Raw genomic sequence first — 15,537 nt, 5'->3', positions numbered from 1 at the left:
GCATTGAGCCTATGCCAGGGCCCCGGCGGGGTGAATAGCCACCTGCACACCCTTACGGAAGAGGTTTAGTGCGGTTGCCCAGCTCACGTTTATCCTTGCTTCATGGCCATTTCCCTTGCTGCCCTGGTGGGCGTGTCGTCCCTGAAGCTGTCCAAAGCGGGCGTGGCGGAGACTACCTGGAACCAGGACATCAACTGGGTGGCCGTCACGGAGCTGGAGGATCCGCAGCGGTTCCTCAACGGCGGGGAACTGGTCCTCACCACCGGCCTGCGGCTGCGCTCCGCCCCCGAGCAGCGCCGCTTTGTCCGCCAGGTGCAGCGGGCAGGCGCGGTGGGCATTGGATTCGGGGTGGGCCTGACGCACGAGGCAGTGCCGCCCGCCCTCCTGGCCGAGGCAAACCGTTGGGGGCTTCCGGTGGTGGAAGTGCCGTACGAGACCCCCTTCATCGCCATCACCAAGCTGGTGGCGGACGCCCAGTCCGCGGACCACTACGCCAAACTTGAACGGCTGATCGCCGGCCACCAGGTGCTGGCCCGGGCCCTCCTGACCGGCGGCGGGCTCGCCGAGCTGTTGAAGAACCTGGGCGGCATGCTGCGCACGGACATTGCGCTGACCCAGTTCGCGGCCCAGCTGTACAACAGCGGCACATCCAACCCGTCCGCGGACACCTGGTCCAGTTATCCCGTCCCCACCGGCCGGCGGGACGCCTGCACACTGTGGGTGCGCCAGCCCTTCGAGGACACGGGCATCATCGGCTACGCGCAGAACCTGATCAGCGTGGAGCTGAACAACATGGTCAAGCAGCGCCAGGCCCAGCGAGCGTTGTGCGGCCAGGTGCTGGAGGACGTGATCCACGGCGCGCTGGAGACCAGCGAGGCGCAGCGCCGCCTGGCCGGCGTGGGCGTGAACAGCACCCGCAAGAACGTTGTGCTGCTGGCGGTGTCCGCCGCCCACGGCAAGGCCCTGGGAAGCACATCGGTGCCGCAGGAGCTCCAGAAGGCTGTGGCCGCCGTCGTGGGCAAGGATTTGGTGCTGGTGGTCAATGACGACGGCGGTGCGGCACCGGTGCTGGCGCGTGGGCTGAGCGACCACCTGGCGGAGGCCGGCATCCACGCCACAATCGGCATCGGCGGTGCATACACCAAGCCCAACGGGCTGCGCTGGAGCTACTTCGAGGCGCGGGACGCCGCGAGCCACGGCCTGCCCGTCAATGAGCCCGAGCGGCTGAGCCTGACGTCGTTGCTGCTGGCCAGCGAGGATGTGCCGCTGGCGGACATGGCCCATGAGTCCCTGAACCCGCTGCGGTCCTTCGACGCAGCGCACGGCTCTGAACTGATGACCACGCTGGAGAGCTACCTGAACAACAACGGCTCGGTGGCCGCGGTGGCGGAAGAACTCACGCTGCACCGCAACACGGTGCGATACCGGCTTGCCCAAATCACCGAACTGACCGGCTACGACCCCTCGATCACCGCGGACCGGGTGCAGTTGTGGCTGGCCCTGGCGGTGGCCCGGTTGTCCGCGCGGCAGGGCAAATAACCCGGGCCTCAGATGACGCCGCGGCTCAGCACCTCGCGCGATTTCTTCCGGGCCTTCCGGTATTTGGCGTGCGCGGCCAGCATGATTGCATCCTGCTGGCTGAGCAGTTCGGTGTAGATGGCCGCGGTTGCCGGGTCGCTGCCGTCCGCCGCGATGGCCGCCAACAGTTCCCTGGCCACCACCGCGTCTTGGAACCTGCCCAGGATCTTTTGCTGCCGGCGGGCCGCCTTGGCTACTTTGGCGGCGCGCTTGCCGCGGACCAGTCCGGCCGATTCAGCCACGTAGCGCAGCCGCTTTGCGTCCTTGCGTACGCGATGCAGGGCAAGTTCCTGGTCCGTGCCGCGCCGGGCGCGCGTGGCCGCCTTGTGTGAGCGCTTCAGCCGTTTGGCACCCTTGTCCACGGCTTTCGCCGCCGCCCGGCGGCCGGATGTGACGGCATCGGCGCGCACCGGCGGGTTGTCGCGGAAATCCTCGAGGTTGTCCAGGAGCCGGAAGTAGCGGTCCGAGCCCAGCGCTTCCTGCAGGAGGCGGTAGGCGGCGTCGAAATCCTCACCGGTCCGGTGTTCAACCGCTGCCGTGGCGGCGGCGAGTCCCTCACCCTGTGGCAGGTCTGCCAGCTGGTTGCGGAGCTGCGCGCGCAGGACTTCGGCGTCGCGCGGCTCGCCCAGCAGCTGGCCCAGCCATTTCAGTTCGTCCCGGAGCCGGCGCACCGGCGATGCCCGGTACAGCTTGCCGTACGCTGCCAGGACGGACCGGATGCGGCGGGCGGCGGATCGCATGGTGTGGACCGATTCCGTTTGCTCCAGCCGGACGGCGGCGTCGATGGCGAGGATCTCGTCGATCTGCGAGGCCACAAAGACGGTGACGACGGCGGCTGCCGGGGCGCGCTTCCCGGCCAGCAGGGCCGGGGTGCTGCCGGGGCCGGCATCTCGGTCGGGTGCGGCACCGGCGGGTGCGGTGCCGGCGGAGCGCTTCGCGGCTGCCTTGCCCGCGCCCAGGGCGCGCGCCAGTTTGGAGGCGTGCGCGGCGGGCCGGGCACCGGCGGCGGTCAGCAGCTCTTCCACCGGACCGAAGAGGGCAGGCTCCCCGTGGACCAGTTCCACTTCCCACTCACGCCACTGCTGGCGCGCGGTGGTGTCCCGTTCCCCTCCGGCCAGCCGCTCGGCCGTGACGTGGTCGTCGGCGAGGTCGGCGAGGTGCACGCCGTCGTCCCCATACAGGGGGTGGGTGGTGCGCCGGGTTTCCAGCCGGACCACCGGCACCGGAACGGATCCCCGCAGGTAGGCGTGAAGGTGGGCGAGGAGACTGTCCGGGACGGCGTCCGGACGGCCAAGGGGTGCGTGCAGCTCCGTCCGCGGCTGCGGACCCTCACCCGGGGCGGCAGCCTTCGGCGGGAGCTTCAGGTGCCAGCCCGCGTCGGTGCCGCCGGTGCGGCGGCGGAGGGTGATCCGGCGGCCCGCCAGGTCATGGGCCGGGGTGTCGAAGTACACGGCCTCAAGGAGGTCGGTGTGGGGCTTTCCGGTCCGGGCCACCCCGGCGGCCTGCTCCAGCGCCGGCACCACGGCGTCAGCGCCGACGTCGTACTTCTTCTCAATCTCAAGTCCCCGCGAAGCCTCCACAGCCGCCCTTCCGCACCACCTGGTCCAAGCCAGGCCCTCCGACAGTCCGTTCGCAGTCTATTCCAGCCCCGGCAGCAGGGAGAGGTTGGCCACAAAACCTCAAACATCAAACGTCTAACCTTTAGGGTGGAGGGTATGCCTGCCACTCCCCCAGCGCCCGCGCCACCAGCGACCGCCACCAAACCGGCAGGCACCGCCGCCGGCGCCATGGCCGCCAAGCCGCGCTCCGCCGTCGTGTTCGGCGTGATTGCCCTGGTGCTGATCGGCCTGAACCTGCGCGCGGGCATCACCGGAGCCTCTGCCCTGCTGCACGACCTTCAAGCCGTGCTGGGATACGGGGCGCTGGTGGCGGCCATCATCCCGTCCATTCCCACCCTGTGTTTCGCGGTGGCCGGCGCCGCAACGTCCTGGCTGAGCGGCAAGCTCGGCGTCGAAAAAGCCATCCTGCTGTCCCTGACGCTGCTGGCCGGCGGCCTCCTGCTGCGCGGTATTCCCGCCACCGGAATGCTGGTGGCAGGAAGCGTGGTGGGCATGTCCGGGCTGGCCGTATGCAATGTGGCGATGCCGTCCTTCATCCGCGAACACTTCGCCGCCCGGCCGTCGCTCATGACCGCCGTCTATACGGTGACCATGACCACGGGAGGCACCCTGTCCGCCGTCCTGGTGGTGCCCCTGGCCCAGGCCCTCGGATCCCCTTCCGCGGCCGTGGGCATGGTGGGCATTGCCGCCGTGGCGGCACTCCTGGGCTTCCTGCCCGTGGCGCTGCACGCCCACCGCCACACGGTCCGGAGCACCGCAGCCCACATCTCCCCCTGGCCCCTGCTGCGCACCCGGAAAGGCCAACTGCTCACCGCGATCTTCACCCTCCAGGCACTGCTGGCCTACGCGCTGTTGAGCTGGCTGCCGTACATGCTGACCACCATGGGCATGAGCGCCTCGGACAGCGGGCTGATGTTCGGGCTGATGCAACTGGTGTCCGTCCCGGCCGGCATGGTGCTGATTGCCATCGGCTCCCGCCCGCGCATGCTGCGTCCGGCGTTCTACCTGGTGAGCGTCACCATGGCCGTGGGAGTCGCGGCGCTGCTGGTCCTGCCCGTGGGGCTGGCGGCCATTCCGGCTGTCCTGATCGGTTTCGGTTTGGGCATCTTCCCCCTGGTGATGGTGATGATCAGCCGCAGCGGGACCAGCACGGCCGAGACCACGGCGCTGTCCACCGTGGCCCAATCCTCGGGGTACCTGCTGGCGACAGCGGGTCCGTTCGGCATGGGCCTGTTGCACAGCGCCACGGGCGGCTGGACCCTGCCGCTCGTGCTGCTGCTGGCGCTGGCACTGGTCCAGATCATGGTGGCCCACCTGATCACCGGGCGCGGCATGTCCGGAACCCGCCCGGCGGAAAGGAAGTAGCACCGTGTCCCTGAGCCCCTCCGTCCGGCAGCCGCTTGCCGCCGAAGTCACCGCCAAGCTGCGGGAGATGGTCCACTCCGGCGAGTGGGCCTTGAACCAGCGCATCCCCCCCGAACCCGAGCTCATGACCCGGCTGGGGGTTTCCCGCGGCACCCTGCGCGAAGCGGTGAAAGCCCTGGCGCACGGCGGCATGCTGGAGGTCCGCCGCGGCGACGGTACGTACGTGCGGGCCACGAACGAGATGTCCGGTGCCGCGCGGCGGCTGTACCAGGACCACACCGAGCAGCACATCCTTGAGGTCCGGCTGGGCCTGGACACCCAGGCTGCCCGGCTGGCCGCCCGGAATGCCACGGACGACGACGTCACGTCCCTGAGAGCTTTCCTCACCGCCCGGGACCAGGCCTGGAAGAACGGGGACTTCGAGGCGTGGGCAGACGCTGACTGGGAGTTTCACCTGGGCGTTGCCCAGGCGTCCGGCAACCCGCTGCTGCTTGAGCTTTATGCCAGCTTCGGGACCGTGTTCCACCAGGACCTGCTCACGCAGCAGCGCCGGCCAGGCTTCAACGGGCTCCCCCGGGACGGCCACGAAACCCTCCTTGACGCCATCGAGCGGCGGCACGAGGACGACGCCGTGGCCACCGTGAACCGGAACCTGAACTCCTGCGCGGAATGGCTGGCGGAGTAGCGCTCCCGGGCTCCCGTGGCGCTCCGGCTCCCGGAAATCGACGCGCATATTCCCCGGCGCGGACGTTATTTAGTGCGCGCCAGGGAATTTCGACGACGCGATCAACTGTGTGCGTCGCTGCGGAAAGTGCGCGTCGCACATGGCGGCGGCCCGGCACTGTGGTGCCGGGCCGCCGTCGGCCGTCCTGCGTGTGCCGCTAGTCGCGGCGCAGGCCCGCAAAGACGTTGGTGGGGCGCTGCATCTCGCCGTGCTTGGCGCCCAAGATGATCACCAGCGCGGCGAAGCCGGGGATGGCCCACTGCAGGAGCTTCAGCTGCTGCTGGGCGGACTTCAGCTCGTCCGACGCGGCCGGATGCGGCTCCGTAGCGCCCTTGGCGCCCTCATCGGCAAGCTTCTCCACTTTCTTGCCCAGGATGCCGGAGTACAGGGTCACCCCGGCGCCGGCGAGCGTCACGGCCGTCTTGATGACGGTGTCGCGTGCCACGCCGTCCTGCTTGGCGATCCGTCCCTTGTTCTCCCACGCGATGGCGAGGTCGGCTGCCAGGTGGGCGGCAAAGGCCGCGGTCTGGACCGGCGCCCACCGCATCCAGCCGGCGGTTGACAGCCGGGTGCGTTCCGCGGGGTCCTTGGCCTGCGCCGCTGCACCGTTGAGCCCGATGGCACCCATCAGGGATCCGCCGAACCATGCTGCCGCCGTCAGGTCGTGAACTGAACGCGCAATGAGATTTCCTGCCATGATGTGCATTCCTAACGTTGTGAACTGGTACCGGATTGCCGCCCTGCGCGGGCTTCGCGTGCCGTGTCCCATCAAGGTATGGTGCGCCCATACTAAGCACACTTACTAATATTACGAAAGCCCGGCCCCGACCCCGCCCAAACGCGTAATATCAACGCCATGGGAAATACAGGGACATTGTTCGGCTGGGCCTTCGGGAACCCCGCCCGGGAAAGTGACAGCGGCTACGTGGACGCTCTGGAGCGCGAGGCCCTCGGGAACGCCCGGGAAACCGCCAAGGCCAAGGGCGTCAGCGTCCTGGCCGGCTCCGAAGTGTTCACCGTCCTCAGCGGCCACGATTCACTGGTGGAACTGGACAACGCCCCCGGCCAGCTGGTGGTCCGCTGCACCGTCCATGTGGAGGGCCCCGGAGCCGAGAAAATGCGGGCCGAAGGGCCCATGAACGGCTGAGGGATGTCCGACGGCGATTCCACCCTCAGCCAGGCAGCCGACGCTGTCGAGGACGCGTCCAACCATAAGGTCATCGATGTCCTGGCCCGTGCGGGATTCGCCGTCATGGCACTGCTTCATGTGATCGTCGGCGCCATCGCGATCGCCATCGCCTTCGGCCACCAGGGGGACGCTGAACCAACCGGCGCCATCGCCCGGCTGGCTGACAACCCTTTCGGAACAATCGTCATGTGGGCGTGCGTCGTGGCATGCCTTGCCTTGGCTCTTTGGCAGGCCAGCGAAGCCACCCTCCGCGCCCGGAGCCTGCCCCGCAAAGAACGCCTCGCCAAACTGGTTTCGTCGGGTTTCCTTGCCATCGCGTACGGCAGCGTGGGCCTTAGTTTTGCGGGTTTCGCCGTGGGGCAGCCCAGCGACTCGGGCGACAACACCCGGGATTTCAGTGCGGGCGTGATGGCGCACCCCGCGGGGCCCTGGATCCTGGTGGCCCTGGGCCTGACCATCCTCGGCATTGGCATCTATTTCATCGCCAAAGGCCTTCGCCGCGGATTCAAGGAGGAGCTGTTCCATTTCGTCGGCACCCGGCGGGGCAGGCTGATCGACAGCCTGGGCGTCACCGGCCACGTGGCCAAAGGCGTCGCCCTGGTCCTCACCGGGCTGCTGTTCGTGATCGCCGCCGCCGAACACCGGCCCGACGAATCCACCGGACTGGACGGCAGCCTCAAGGCCCTCCAGGACCATCCGTTCGGGCCCACCCTGCTGGTTGCGATTGGCGCAGGCTTCATCGCCTATGGGATTTTCGCATTGATCCGGGCCCGGTTCGGCCGCATGTAGCGTCCGGTTTGGCCCACGAAGAGAGAAGGAACCCATGTCCACCGTCTCGCTGCTGTTCAAGTGCCCCCCGGCCGACGTCTGGCGGGTCATCGCCGACGGCTGGCTGTACTCCGGCTGGGTGGTGGGCGCATCCCGGATAAGGGATGTGGACGCCGAATGGCCCGGGCGCGGTTCCCGGCTCCACCACTCCGTGGGCGCCTGGCCGCTGGTGATCAACGACAGCAGCCGTGTCACAGCCGTGGAGCCCGGACGCTCACTGGAACTCGTGGCGCGCGGCTGGCCGGTGGGCGAGGCCAAGGTGGACATCAAGCTGGAGGACCGCGGCGGCCAGTGCCTGGTCACCATTGCCGAGGACGCCATCCGCGGGCCGGGCAAGCTGATGCCGAAATTCCTCCGGGATCCCGTCATCTCCGCCCGGAACCGGGAGACGCTCCGCCGGCTGGAACTGATGGCCATCGGCGGCGCCGGAAAATAGCGCAGCAGGGTTAAATGGCAGGAGCCGCGGACCGGTGGTTCCGCGGCTCCTGCTGTTCCAAAGGCCTAGACCTGGGCGGTCACGCCGTCACGGGAGATGGATACCATGTCCTCGCGCGGCACCACTTTGATGCGCTCACGCTTGACCTGGACGCCGTGTGAGCCGCCGGCTTCGGTGGCCGCCGCGCCAAGCGCCAGTTCGTGGGCGTCCAGTGCCAGCCAGCCTTCCCAGGACGTGAACTTCACGCCGCGGGCATCGAGGAGCTCGACGACGGCGTCCTCAGCAGGTGCCTCGGCAACGGGGAGGTTTTCGCGGTCTTCCAGCAGGTAGGTCACGGTTTCCAGAGCATCGCCCTTGGTGTGCCCGATCAGGCCGATGGGGCCGCGCTTGATCCAGCCGGTAGCGTAGATGCCCGGCACGTGGGCGCCCGAGGCATCCAGGACGCGGCCGCCGTCGTTCGGGATGACGCCCTTCTTGTGGTCGAACTCGATCTCCGGCAGGGCAGAGCCGAAGTAGCCGATGGCGCGGTAGACGGCCTGGACCGGGTAGTCCACGTATTCGCCGGTGCCGCGGGCGTTGCCGGTGCCGTCGAGCTCGGTGCGCTCGAACTTGATGCCGGCCACCTTGCCCGGCGCCTCGGCGTCGTCATAGATCTCCACCGGGCTGTGCAGGAAGTGCAGGTGCAGGCGGCGGGAAGCCTTGAGCTCGGAGACGTCCTCGGGCTGCTCGGCGATCCAGTTGGTGAGCGTGCCCACCATGGTCTTGGTCTGGTTGTTGGTCTGGATCTGGCGGTCCGATTCCTCGTCGAACTCGAAGTCCTCCGGGTACAGGATGATGTCCACGTCCTTGGAGTGGGACAGCTCGCGGAGCTCCAGCGGGGTGAACTTGACCTGGGCGGGGCCGCGGCGTCCGAAGACGTGTACGTCGGTCACCGGCGAAGCCTTCAGGCCGGCGTAGACGTTGTCCGGGATTTCGGAGACCAGGAGGTCGTCGGCGTGCTTGGACAGGACGCGGGCCACGTCCAGGGCCACGTTGCCGTTGCCGATCACGGCAATCTCCTTGGCCTCCAGCGGCCATTCGCGGGGCACGTCCGGGTGGCCGTCGTACCAGGAGACGAAGTCGGCGCCGCCGTAGGAGCCGTCCAGTTCGATGCCGGGGATGTTCAGGTCCGCGTCCTTGATGGCGCCGGTGGCGAAGATGACGGCGTCGTAGTGGGTGCGGAGGTCCTCGATGGTGAGGTCCGTGCCGTAGTCCACGTTGCCGAAGAAGCGGATGTCGCCGCGGTCCAGGACCTTGTGCAGGGCGTTGACGATGCCCTTGATGCGGGGGTGGTCCGGGGCCACGCCGTAGCGGATCAGGCCGTAGGGTGCCGGGTAGCGGTCGAAGAGGTCAATGCTGACGGTCAGCTCGCCGCTCTTGACGGCCTCGCTCTTGGTGAGGATGTCGGCTGCGTAGACGCCGGCGGGGCCGGAGCCAACGACGGCGACGCGGAGCGGACGCGCAGCAGTTCCTACGGTGGTGCTGGATGACACGGCTGTGTTCCTTTTCTTCTGCATCGATTGCTGAGTCATTGCCGTTTTGAAGGCTCATAACGACAATTACGGAGCAATCGATGGGTTTCAGGTGGTGAGGGCGGTCTTGCGGGGGCTGTTCGGGGTGGTGGTGCCGTAGTCAGCGGTTTTGAAGTGCGACGGCGCGAACGGGCTCACGCGCACCACGTCACCGATGACGATCACGGCCGGGTTGGCAACACCGGCAGCTTCGGCCTGGTCCGCGATGGAACCAAGCGTGCCAATGGTGACGCGCTGGTCCGGCAGATAACCGTTTTCCACGATACCAACAGGGGTGTCCTCCGGCAGGCCAGCTTCGCCCAGCGCGGACGCGGATTCCCGGAGCTTACCCGACGCCCATCAGCAGGACGATGGTGTGGTCCGGGCGGGCAGGAACTTCGGAGAGTTCCTCGTGGCCGGTAACCACGCTGAACCCCTTCGCCAGTCCACGGTGCGTGACGGGAATGCCCGCGGCGGCCGGGACGGAGATGGCTGACGTAACGCCGGAGACCACCTCAACCTCCACACCATGCTGCCGGCAGTACTCGGCTTCCTCACCGCCACGGCCCAGGACATAGGGGTCCCCGCCCTTGAGCCGGACCACACGGTGCCCCTGTTGTGCCTCCGCCACCAGGATGCGATTGATCTCCGCCTGCGGCACTGGGTGGTGGCCGGGAGTCTTGCCGACTTCGATGACCCGGACGTCCGGGGCGAGTTCGTTAAGGAGGCCGCGCGGGCCCAGGCGGTCAGCAACGACGACGTCGGCCTGGCCCAGGAGCCGGCGGCCGCGGACGGTAATGAGGCCGGTATCGCCGGGACCGCCACCCACCAGGGCAACGGATCCCTGGTGCGCGCGGCGGCGGCGCAGCGGCAGGTCTCCGGTTTCCAGGGCGGTGGCGACGGCGTCCCGGACAGCCATTGCGCGGCGCGGATCTCCCCCGGCGTTCACGGCGATCTTCACGTCATCCACCTCTGCCACGGCGGGTGTCCAGGCGGCAGACGCTTCATGGTTGGAGGCGTTGACGCACCAAACCCGCTGCGCCTCCGCGTCGGCCGACACCTGGGCATCCACCTCCGGATCGCCGGTGGCGGTCTGCGCGAACCACACGCCGTCGACGTCGCTGGAGAGGTAGGGCCGCGCTTCCCAGGTGAGCAGGCCGGCGTCGGCCATGTCCTTCAGCGCGGGCGAGGCAACCGGGGCCACGACGGTGACCACTGCCCCGGCGTCGAGCAGGCCCTTGGCGCGGCGGGCTGCAACGGGGCCGCCGCCCACCACCAGCACGGGGCGGCCGAGCAGCCGCAGCGCCGTGGGGTATATGTCCTGAATTGCCATGAATCAACGGTAGGGCCGCGTCACATTCGCCAACAAAGGCCGAGCAACACCAGTTCACGTAAGGTAATGCTGCGTCACAAAGGATCCGGTGCCGTCAGCCCCACAGGCCATCGGCCTGCGCCTTGGCCAGCAACGCGTTGGCAGTCCACCGCATTGACTCGATGGCCTCATCCCGGCCGAGCCCGCCCACATCCGTCAGCCAGACCAGGGCTTCAATGCCAGTGGCGCTGCGGATGGCCAGCACCAGCTTGTGGACCTGGTCATCAGTCAGCTCCCCCCGCAGCGGCGCCAGCGCTTCGGTAAGCCAGCCGATGGCACGCCCCTGGCGCAGCGGTAGGCTCCGGTCGGGACCGTCTGCGGACTCAAGCGACAAGCGCAGCATGGTCCGCTGCTGCGCCTCGGTCTCCAGGATCATCCGGGTGAACTCCACCACCACGGCGTCGAGCCGCCCGGCCGCGTCCTGGGGCGGAGTGTCCGGCAGCATCGAGGTCCGTGCGGTCTCAGGGTGCGCCGCGGCGAGCAGGTCCCGTTGGCCCGGGAAATAGCGGTAGGCAGTACTCCGCGCCACCCCGGCCGCCTGCGCGGCCTCGTCCACGGTAGGCGTCCTGCCGGCGGCAACCAGAGTCCTGGCCGCGGCCACAAGCGCATCCATCGTCCGGCGCTTCTGGCTGGTCCGCCCGCTGTCCGCATAGGGTCTTGACATGTCCTTCATGGTACCTCAGTCTTGTTATGGGACGCCCGTCCCATAAAGTTTCCCGACGCATCGAGGCGAACAGCATGGAAACGAAGAACGGCTCATCATCCCTGGTCCGCCAGCCCGGCGAAGGACCCAGACGCTGGTTCTACGGCGGCGGAGTGCACACCTGGAAGGCCAGGCAGGAGGAGACGGGCGGGGCGTTCCTGCTGTTCGAGGACGAGATGGCCCTTAACAAGGTCACCCCACTCCACACCCACCCCGATTCGGACGAAACCCTCTACGTTTTGGCGGGCGAGATCCTGGTGAACCTTGACGGAACTGAGCACCGGATCCCCGCCGGCGGCGTGGCCATGGCACCACGAGGCCTTCCCCACGCCTTCAAAGTGCTGCAGGAAGGCACCCGGATACTGTGCCTCCAGACGCCGGGCAGTGCCCAGTCCTTCTACGACGGCGCCAGCGAACCACTGTCCGGGACCGATACCCCGGACGGTTCAGGAATGGTGGACTTCAGCCGGATTCGGGCATCCGGCCAGGCCCACGGCGGAATCGAGATCATTGGGCCGCCGCCCTTCGCGTAGCCGCAGCGGCTAGCTGCTTCCGGCAATCCGGCCGGCCGCGAGGAATTGCCCCCGCCCCCTGATAAGGCGTTCCAGATACCGGGCAAGGAACAGGCGTTCGACGCCGCGGCCCAGCACACCCAGCGGCGCGGTGAACTCCAGCCGGTCAATCATCACGCTTCCCGTGGCCGTGGGCTCGAATTCGTGGACGTGCCGGAAGGCCTTGAAGGGACCCTTGACTTGTTTGTCGGTGAAGCTGCGGGGGTAATCCAAATGGGTGACCCGGCTGGTCATGGTGAGCGGGATGCCGAAGTGCCAGGCCCGCCACGTCACCTCCTGGCCTTCCCCGATAAGGCCGCTGGTTACGCCGGCCACCGCGCGCTCCCCGGACGCCCGCTGCGAGTCCACATGCGCATCGATGCTGCGGGCCAGGTCGAAGAGGCGCTCCACCGGCAGCGGGGATTCGGTGCGGCACTCGAAGCTGGCGGTCATCCGGCCAGTCTGCCATGGCTCTCCTGGTGGAAGCCGCGGTGCCGGGGCTCTTTCGTGAGTCCCGGCGTCGAACCGGCCCCAAAATCCCGCGTGTCCGTGTCAAAGTGCCCCGGCACGGCCGCGGCAGGCCGTCAGGAGACAAGAGAGCCCGACGGCGGGAGGTCGCCGTCGGGCTCTGAAGGGTGCCTTGGGAACGGGCTGGGTCAGCGGGTGCTGCCGGCCAGGAGCCCGCGGCTGCGGAGGAGCCGCTTCTCGATGGGGCCGAAGACCAGCAGTTCGATCAGGATGCCCACCGCCAGGATCAGGAGGATGGCGCCCATGACCACGGCCATGTCGGAGAGGGTCCGCCCCTGGTCCAGCAGCGAACCAAGGCCGAAGCCGATGGTGCCGCCCACCGCAATGATTTCGGCGGCCATGAGGGAACGCCAGGAGAAGGCCCAGCCCTGCTTCAGGCCGCCCAGGTAACCGGGCAGCGCAGCCGGCAGGACAATCTGCAGGGCCATCTGGAGCCTTGACGCGCCCAGGACGGTGCCCACCCTGCGGTATTGCGGCGGGATCTGGTCCACGCCGGAGATGAGCCCGTTGATGATGGACGGGATGGCGCCCATGAACACCACGAAGTAGACGGTGGCGTCGGTGAGGCCGAACCAGATGATGGCCGCGGGGACCCACGCCACCGAGGGCAGCACCTGCAGGCCGGAGATGAGCGGGCCGAAGGCGCGCCGCAGCGGTGCCACCTGGGCCAGGAGCAGTCCTGCCGGGGTCGCAATGGCCACCGAGATGACGAAACCCACCACGCCGCGCTGCAGTGAAGTCCAAACAGATTCCTGCAGCTTGCCGTCGCTCCAGAGAATGCCCAGCTGGCCGAGGACGTCCAGCGGTCCGGGAACCAGGTCGCGGCGCTTGACGCCGAGCGAGACATAGAACTGCCAGACCAGTACCAGGACCACCAGGGCGGCCACGGGCAGGAAGATTCGGCTCCAGTCGATCCGGTGCTTACTTTCGGCGTCGGACTGCAGGGAGTCCAAACCGGATTCGAGTTCGCGGAGGTCCTCGTGCCCGCTGGAGGTCCGGGTCAAAGCGGCATGGACGTGCCGGGTTTCAGCAGTTGTGGTTTCGACAGGCTCAACCACCGGCTCCTCCTCAACCAGGGGTGGGTTACTTGGCATGGCGGCGAATCTCCTCCCGCAGCCGGGCGGTGATGACCCCGGTAAGCTGGCCGGCGAGCCCGGCATCGGTTCGGTGTTCCTCGGTGACGGCCCATTCCTGGACCACGCGGCCGGGGCGGGAGGACAGCAGCAGGACGCGCTGTCCCAGGCGGACGGCCTCGCGGACATTGTGGGTGACGAACACGATGGTGCGTCCGGTTTCCTTCCAGATGCGTTCCAGCTCGTCGTGCAACAGGTCGCGGGTGATGGCGTCCAGCGCGGCAAACGGTTCATCCATGAGGAGCAGCTGCCGGTCCTGCGCCAGCGAGCGGGCCAGCGAGACGCGCTGCCGCATGCCGCCGGAGAGTTCGTGCGGCCGCTTGTCCCCGGCGGAGCCAAGGTGTACCAGTTCCAGGAGTTCCTGGGCCTTGGTGCGGCGCTCGGCCTTGCCCACACCGCGAAGCTTCAGGGCCAGTTCGATGTTTTCCCGGGCGGTCAGCCATGGGAAGAGGGCGGCGTCCTGGAACATGAAGGCGGCGCCGTCGCTCGGGACTTCCAGGGCGCCCGACGTCGGCGCTTCCAGTCCCGCGATGATGTTCAGGAGGGTGGATTTGCCGCAGCCGGAGGCACCGAGGAGGGCAACGAACTCGCCCTGCCTGATGTTGGCGTTGACGTCGTCCAGTACCGGGGCGCCGTCGCCGAAGCGCTTGCCCAGGTGTTCCAGTACGACTGGCATGGTGCCGTCCTTAGGTAGTGGGTGGGTCAGTCCTGGCCGAGGCCGGCCGCGGAGATCTTGTCGGCGCCGCCGATGACCTGGTTGAGTGCACGGAGGTCGAAGAGTCCGTTGATGTCGGCCTTCTTGGTGGTTCCCGCGTCCACGCCATCCTGCAGCAGCTTGGGATAGCTGCCGGCCAGCGGGTCGAGGGTGAACTTGATGTTGGCCAGCGACCTGGTGAGGACGTCGTTTGGCAGTGCTGCCCCGGCGGATTCCTGCAGGGCGGCGTTGATGAGGTTCGCTTTCTCATCGGCGGGCGCGGAGTTGAGCCACGCAACGGACTCGGCGTTGCCCTTGAGCAGGGCCTCGATGGTGTCCGGGTGGTCAGCCGCGTATTTCTGGTTCACGATCAGGATGGTGGTGGGGAACTCGCCCGGCTTGCCGGTTCCGGTTCCGTCCCACAGGTCCTTTTCGTCCACCAGGACTTTGGCTCCGGCCTGAAGCACCAGGCGGGAGGCCCAAGGCTCAGGCAACCATGCGCCGTCGAGCTTTCCGTCCTGGAACAGCTTCAGGGTCTGGGCGTTGTCCGTGGGGTTGATGGCGACGTCGCCGCTGCCGTCCACGCTGGTCTTATACCCCTGTTTGGAAAGCCAGGCGCGGAGGGCGACGTCCTGGGTCCCGCCCAGCTGGGGTGAGGCAAGGGTCTTGCCCCTGAGGTCCGCGGCGGAGTTGATCCCGGGCTTGACCACGAGCTGCGCGCCGCCCGCGGCGGCCCCGGCGATGACGCGCACGGACTGCCCCTGGCTCTTGGCGAAGGAGTTGATGGCGGGGTTGGGACCGATGTAGGCGGCGTCGATGGCTCCGGCGTTCAGGGCTTCGATGGCGGCCGGCCCGGCGTTGAAGGTTTCGGTGCTGAGCTTGGTGCTGCCGAGCGCTTGCTGCAGGAAGCCTTTCTTGACGCCGACAAGGGCCGGGGCGTGCGTGACGTTGCCGAAGTAGCCGAGCTTCAGGTCGGCCGCAGGGCTGGGCTCCGCCGCCTGGGCCTCGGCGTTACGGGAGATGTTCGAGGCAACGATGGCCCCGATGGCGATCAGCAGCACAAGCCCGATGGCCAGGGCAGCCTCGACGGCACGCTTGCGCTTGGGAACCGCGCTTTCGCCTGCCACGATGCGGGTCATCCCGGGCTTGGAACTAGTCATTGTTTCACCATAGGGAGTGGCCCAAACCCGTTCAACGACGCGGAAACGGGGGGTCACGCACGTTCATGTAGCGTCACATTCGGCCGCCCGGATGCCCGGTTTCGCAG

At 68.1% G+C, this 15,537-nt stretch carries 15 protein-coding genes and 1 pseudogene; 7 read left to right on the top strand and 9 right to left on the bottom strand.

From position 1 onward, the window contains the following. Positions 1–102: 102 nt before the first annotated feature. Positions 103–1,539, top strand: a complete 1,437-nt coding sequence (locus QF050_RS09275) for a PucR family transcriptional regulator ligand-binding domain-containing protein (protein WP_308930187.1) — start codon at positions 103–105, stop codon at positions 1,537–1,539. 8 nt (positions 1,540–1,547) lie between these two features. On the opposite strand, the gene QF050_RS09270 is transcribed toward QF050_RS09275, so the two are convergent. Continuing rightward, entirely contained in the window at positions 1,548–3,158 is a 1,611-nt protein-coding gene (locus QF050_RS09270) for a CYTH and CHAD domain-containing protein (protein WP_308930186.1), read from the bottom strand. A gap of 135 nt (positions 3,159–3,293) precedes the next feature. Between QF050_RS09270 and QF050_RS09265 the strand changes: the two genes are divergently transcribed. Together QF050_RS09265 and QF050_RS09260 are read left to right on the top strand one after the other, a co-directional pair. Beyond that, positions 3,294–4,562, top strand: a complete 1,269-nt coding sequence (locus QF050_RS09265) for an MFS transporter (protein ID WP_308930185.1) — start codon at positions 3,294–3,296, stop codon at positions 4,560–4,562. Positions 4,563–4,566: 4 nt separating this feature from the next. Continuing rightward, complete coding sequence (locus QF050_RS09260) at positions 4,567–5,247, top strand: FadR/GntR family transcriptional regulator (RefSeq protein ID WP_308930184.1); 681 nt, start codon at positions 4,567–4,569, stop codon at positions 5,245–5,247. A 196-nt stretch (positions 5,248–5,443) separates the two neighbouring features. On the opposite strand, the gene QF050_RS09255 is transcribed toward QF050_RS09260, so the two are convergent. Then, entirely contained in the window at positions 5,444–5,983 is a 540-nt protein-coding gene (locus tag QF050_RS09255) for a hypothetical protein (RefSeq protein WP_308930183.1), read from the bottom strand. A 159-nt stretch (positions 5,984–6,142) separates the two neighbouring features. Between QF050_RS09255 and QF050_RS09250 the strand changes: the two genes are divergently transcribed. From QF050_RS09250 to QF050_RS09240, 3 genes are read left to right on the top strand one after another with little or no spacing between them, the layout of a single operon-like run. Further along, entirely contained in the window at positions 6,143–6,433 is a 291-nt protein-coding gene (locus QF050_RS09250) for a hypothetical protein (protein WP_308930182.1), read from the top strand. Positions 6,434–6,436: 3 nt separating this feature from the next. Then, on the top strand, positions 6,437–7,264 hold the full coding sequence (locus QF050_RS09245) for a DUF1206 domain-containing protein (RefSeq protein WP_308930181.1): 828 nt from the start codon (positions 6,437–6,439) through the stop codon (positions 7,262–7,264). 34 nt (positions 7,265–7,298) lie between these two features. After that, positions 7,299–7,739, top strand: coding sequence for an SRPBCC family protein (locus QF050_RS09240; protein WP_308930180.1), 441 nt, complete (start codon positions 7,299–7,301; stop codon positions 7,737–7,739). Positions 7,740–7,804: 65 nt separating this feature from the next. Here QF050_RS09240 and QF050_RS09235 read toward each other — a convergent pair whose 3' ends face one another. The 3 genes and pseudogenes from QF050_RS09235 to QF050_RS09225 all read right to left on the bottom strand — a co-directional run bounded on the left by QF050_RS09235 (position 7,805) and on the right by QF050_RS09225 (position 11,325). Next, entirely contained in the window at positions 7,805–9,271 is a 1,467-nt protein-coding gene (locus tag QF050_RS09235) for an FAD-dependent oxidoreductase (protein ID WP_308930179.1), read from the bottom strand. 87 nt (positions 9,272–9,358) lie between these two features. Further along, positions 9,359–10,622: pseudogene (cobA, locus tag QF050_RS09230) on the bottom strand (uroporphyrinogen-III C-methyltransferase). A gap of 94 nt (positions 10,623–10,716) precedes the next feature. Continuing rightward, positions 10,717–11,325, bottom strand: coding sequence for a helix-turn-helix domain-containing protein (locus tag QF050_RS09225; protein WP_308930178.1), 609 nt, complete (start codon positions 11,323–11,325; stop codon positions 10,717–10,719). A gap of 74 nt (positions 11,326–11,399) precedes the next feature. On the opposite strand from QF050_RS09225, the gene QF050_RS09220 reads away from it, so the two are divergent. Beyond that, positions 11,400–11,897, top strand: a complete 498-nt coding sequence (locus tag QF050_RS09220; RefSeq protein WP_308930177.1) for a cupin domain-containing protein — start codon at positions 11,400–11,402, stop codon at positions 11,895–11,897. A gap of 9 nt (positions 11,898–11,906) precedes the next feature. Here QF050_RS09220 and QF050_RS09215 read toward each other — a convergent pair whose 3' ends face one another. The 4 genes from QF050_RS09215 to QF050_RS09200 all read right to left on the bottom strand — a co-directional run bounded on the left by QF050_RS09215 (position 11,907) and on the right by QF050_RS09200 (position 15,409). Further along, on the bottom strand, positions 11,907–12,368 hold the full coding sequence (locus tag QF050_RS09215) for an SRPBCC family protein (RefSeq protein ID WP_308930176.1): 462 nt from the start codon (positions 12,366–12,368) through the stop codon (positions 11,907–11,909). A 203-nt stretch (positions 12,369–12,571) separates the two neighbouring features. Next, positions 12,572–13,537 (bottom strand): ABC transporter permease, encoded by a 966-nt coding sequence (locus QF050_RS09210; protein ID WP_308930175.1) that lies wholly within the window; start codon positions 13,535–13,537, stop codon positions 12,572–12,574. Further along, positions 13,527–14,252, bottom strand: a complete 726-nt coding sequence (locus tag QF050_RS09205) for an ABC transporter ATP-binding protein (RefSeq protein WP_214944836.1) — start codon at positions 14,250–14,252, stop codon at positions 13,527–13,529. Before QF050_RS09205 ends, QF050_RS09210 begins: the two co-directional genes overlap by 11 nt. Positions 14,253–14,278: 26 nt before the next feature. Then, positions 14,279–15,409 (bottom strand): ABC transporter substrate-binding protein, encoded by a 1,131-nt coding sequence (locus QF050_RS09200; protein ID WP_308932138.1) that lies wholly within the window; start codon positions 15,407–15,409, stop codon positions 14,279–14,281. Positions 15,410–15,537 lie beyond the last annotated feature (128 nt).

The sequence above is a fragment of the Arthrobacter sp. SLBN-112 genome, from assembly GCF_030944625.1.
GTDB lineage: Bacteria > Actinomycetota > Actinomycetes > Actinomycetales > Micrococcaceae > Arthrobacter.
Note: the sequence above shows the minus strand (reverse complement) of the source record. Positions and strands in the feature narration are given on the sequence as shown.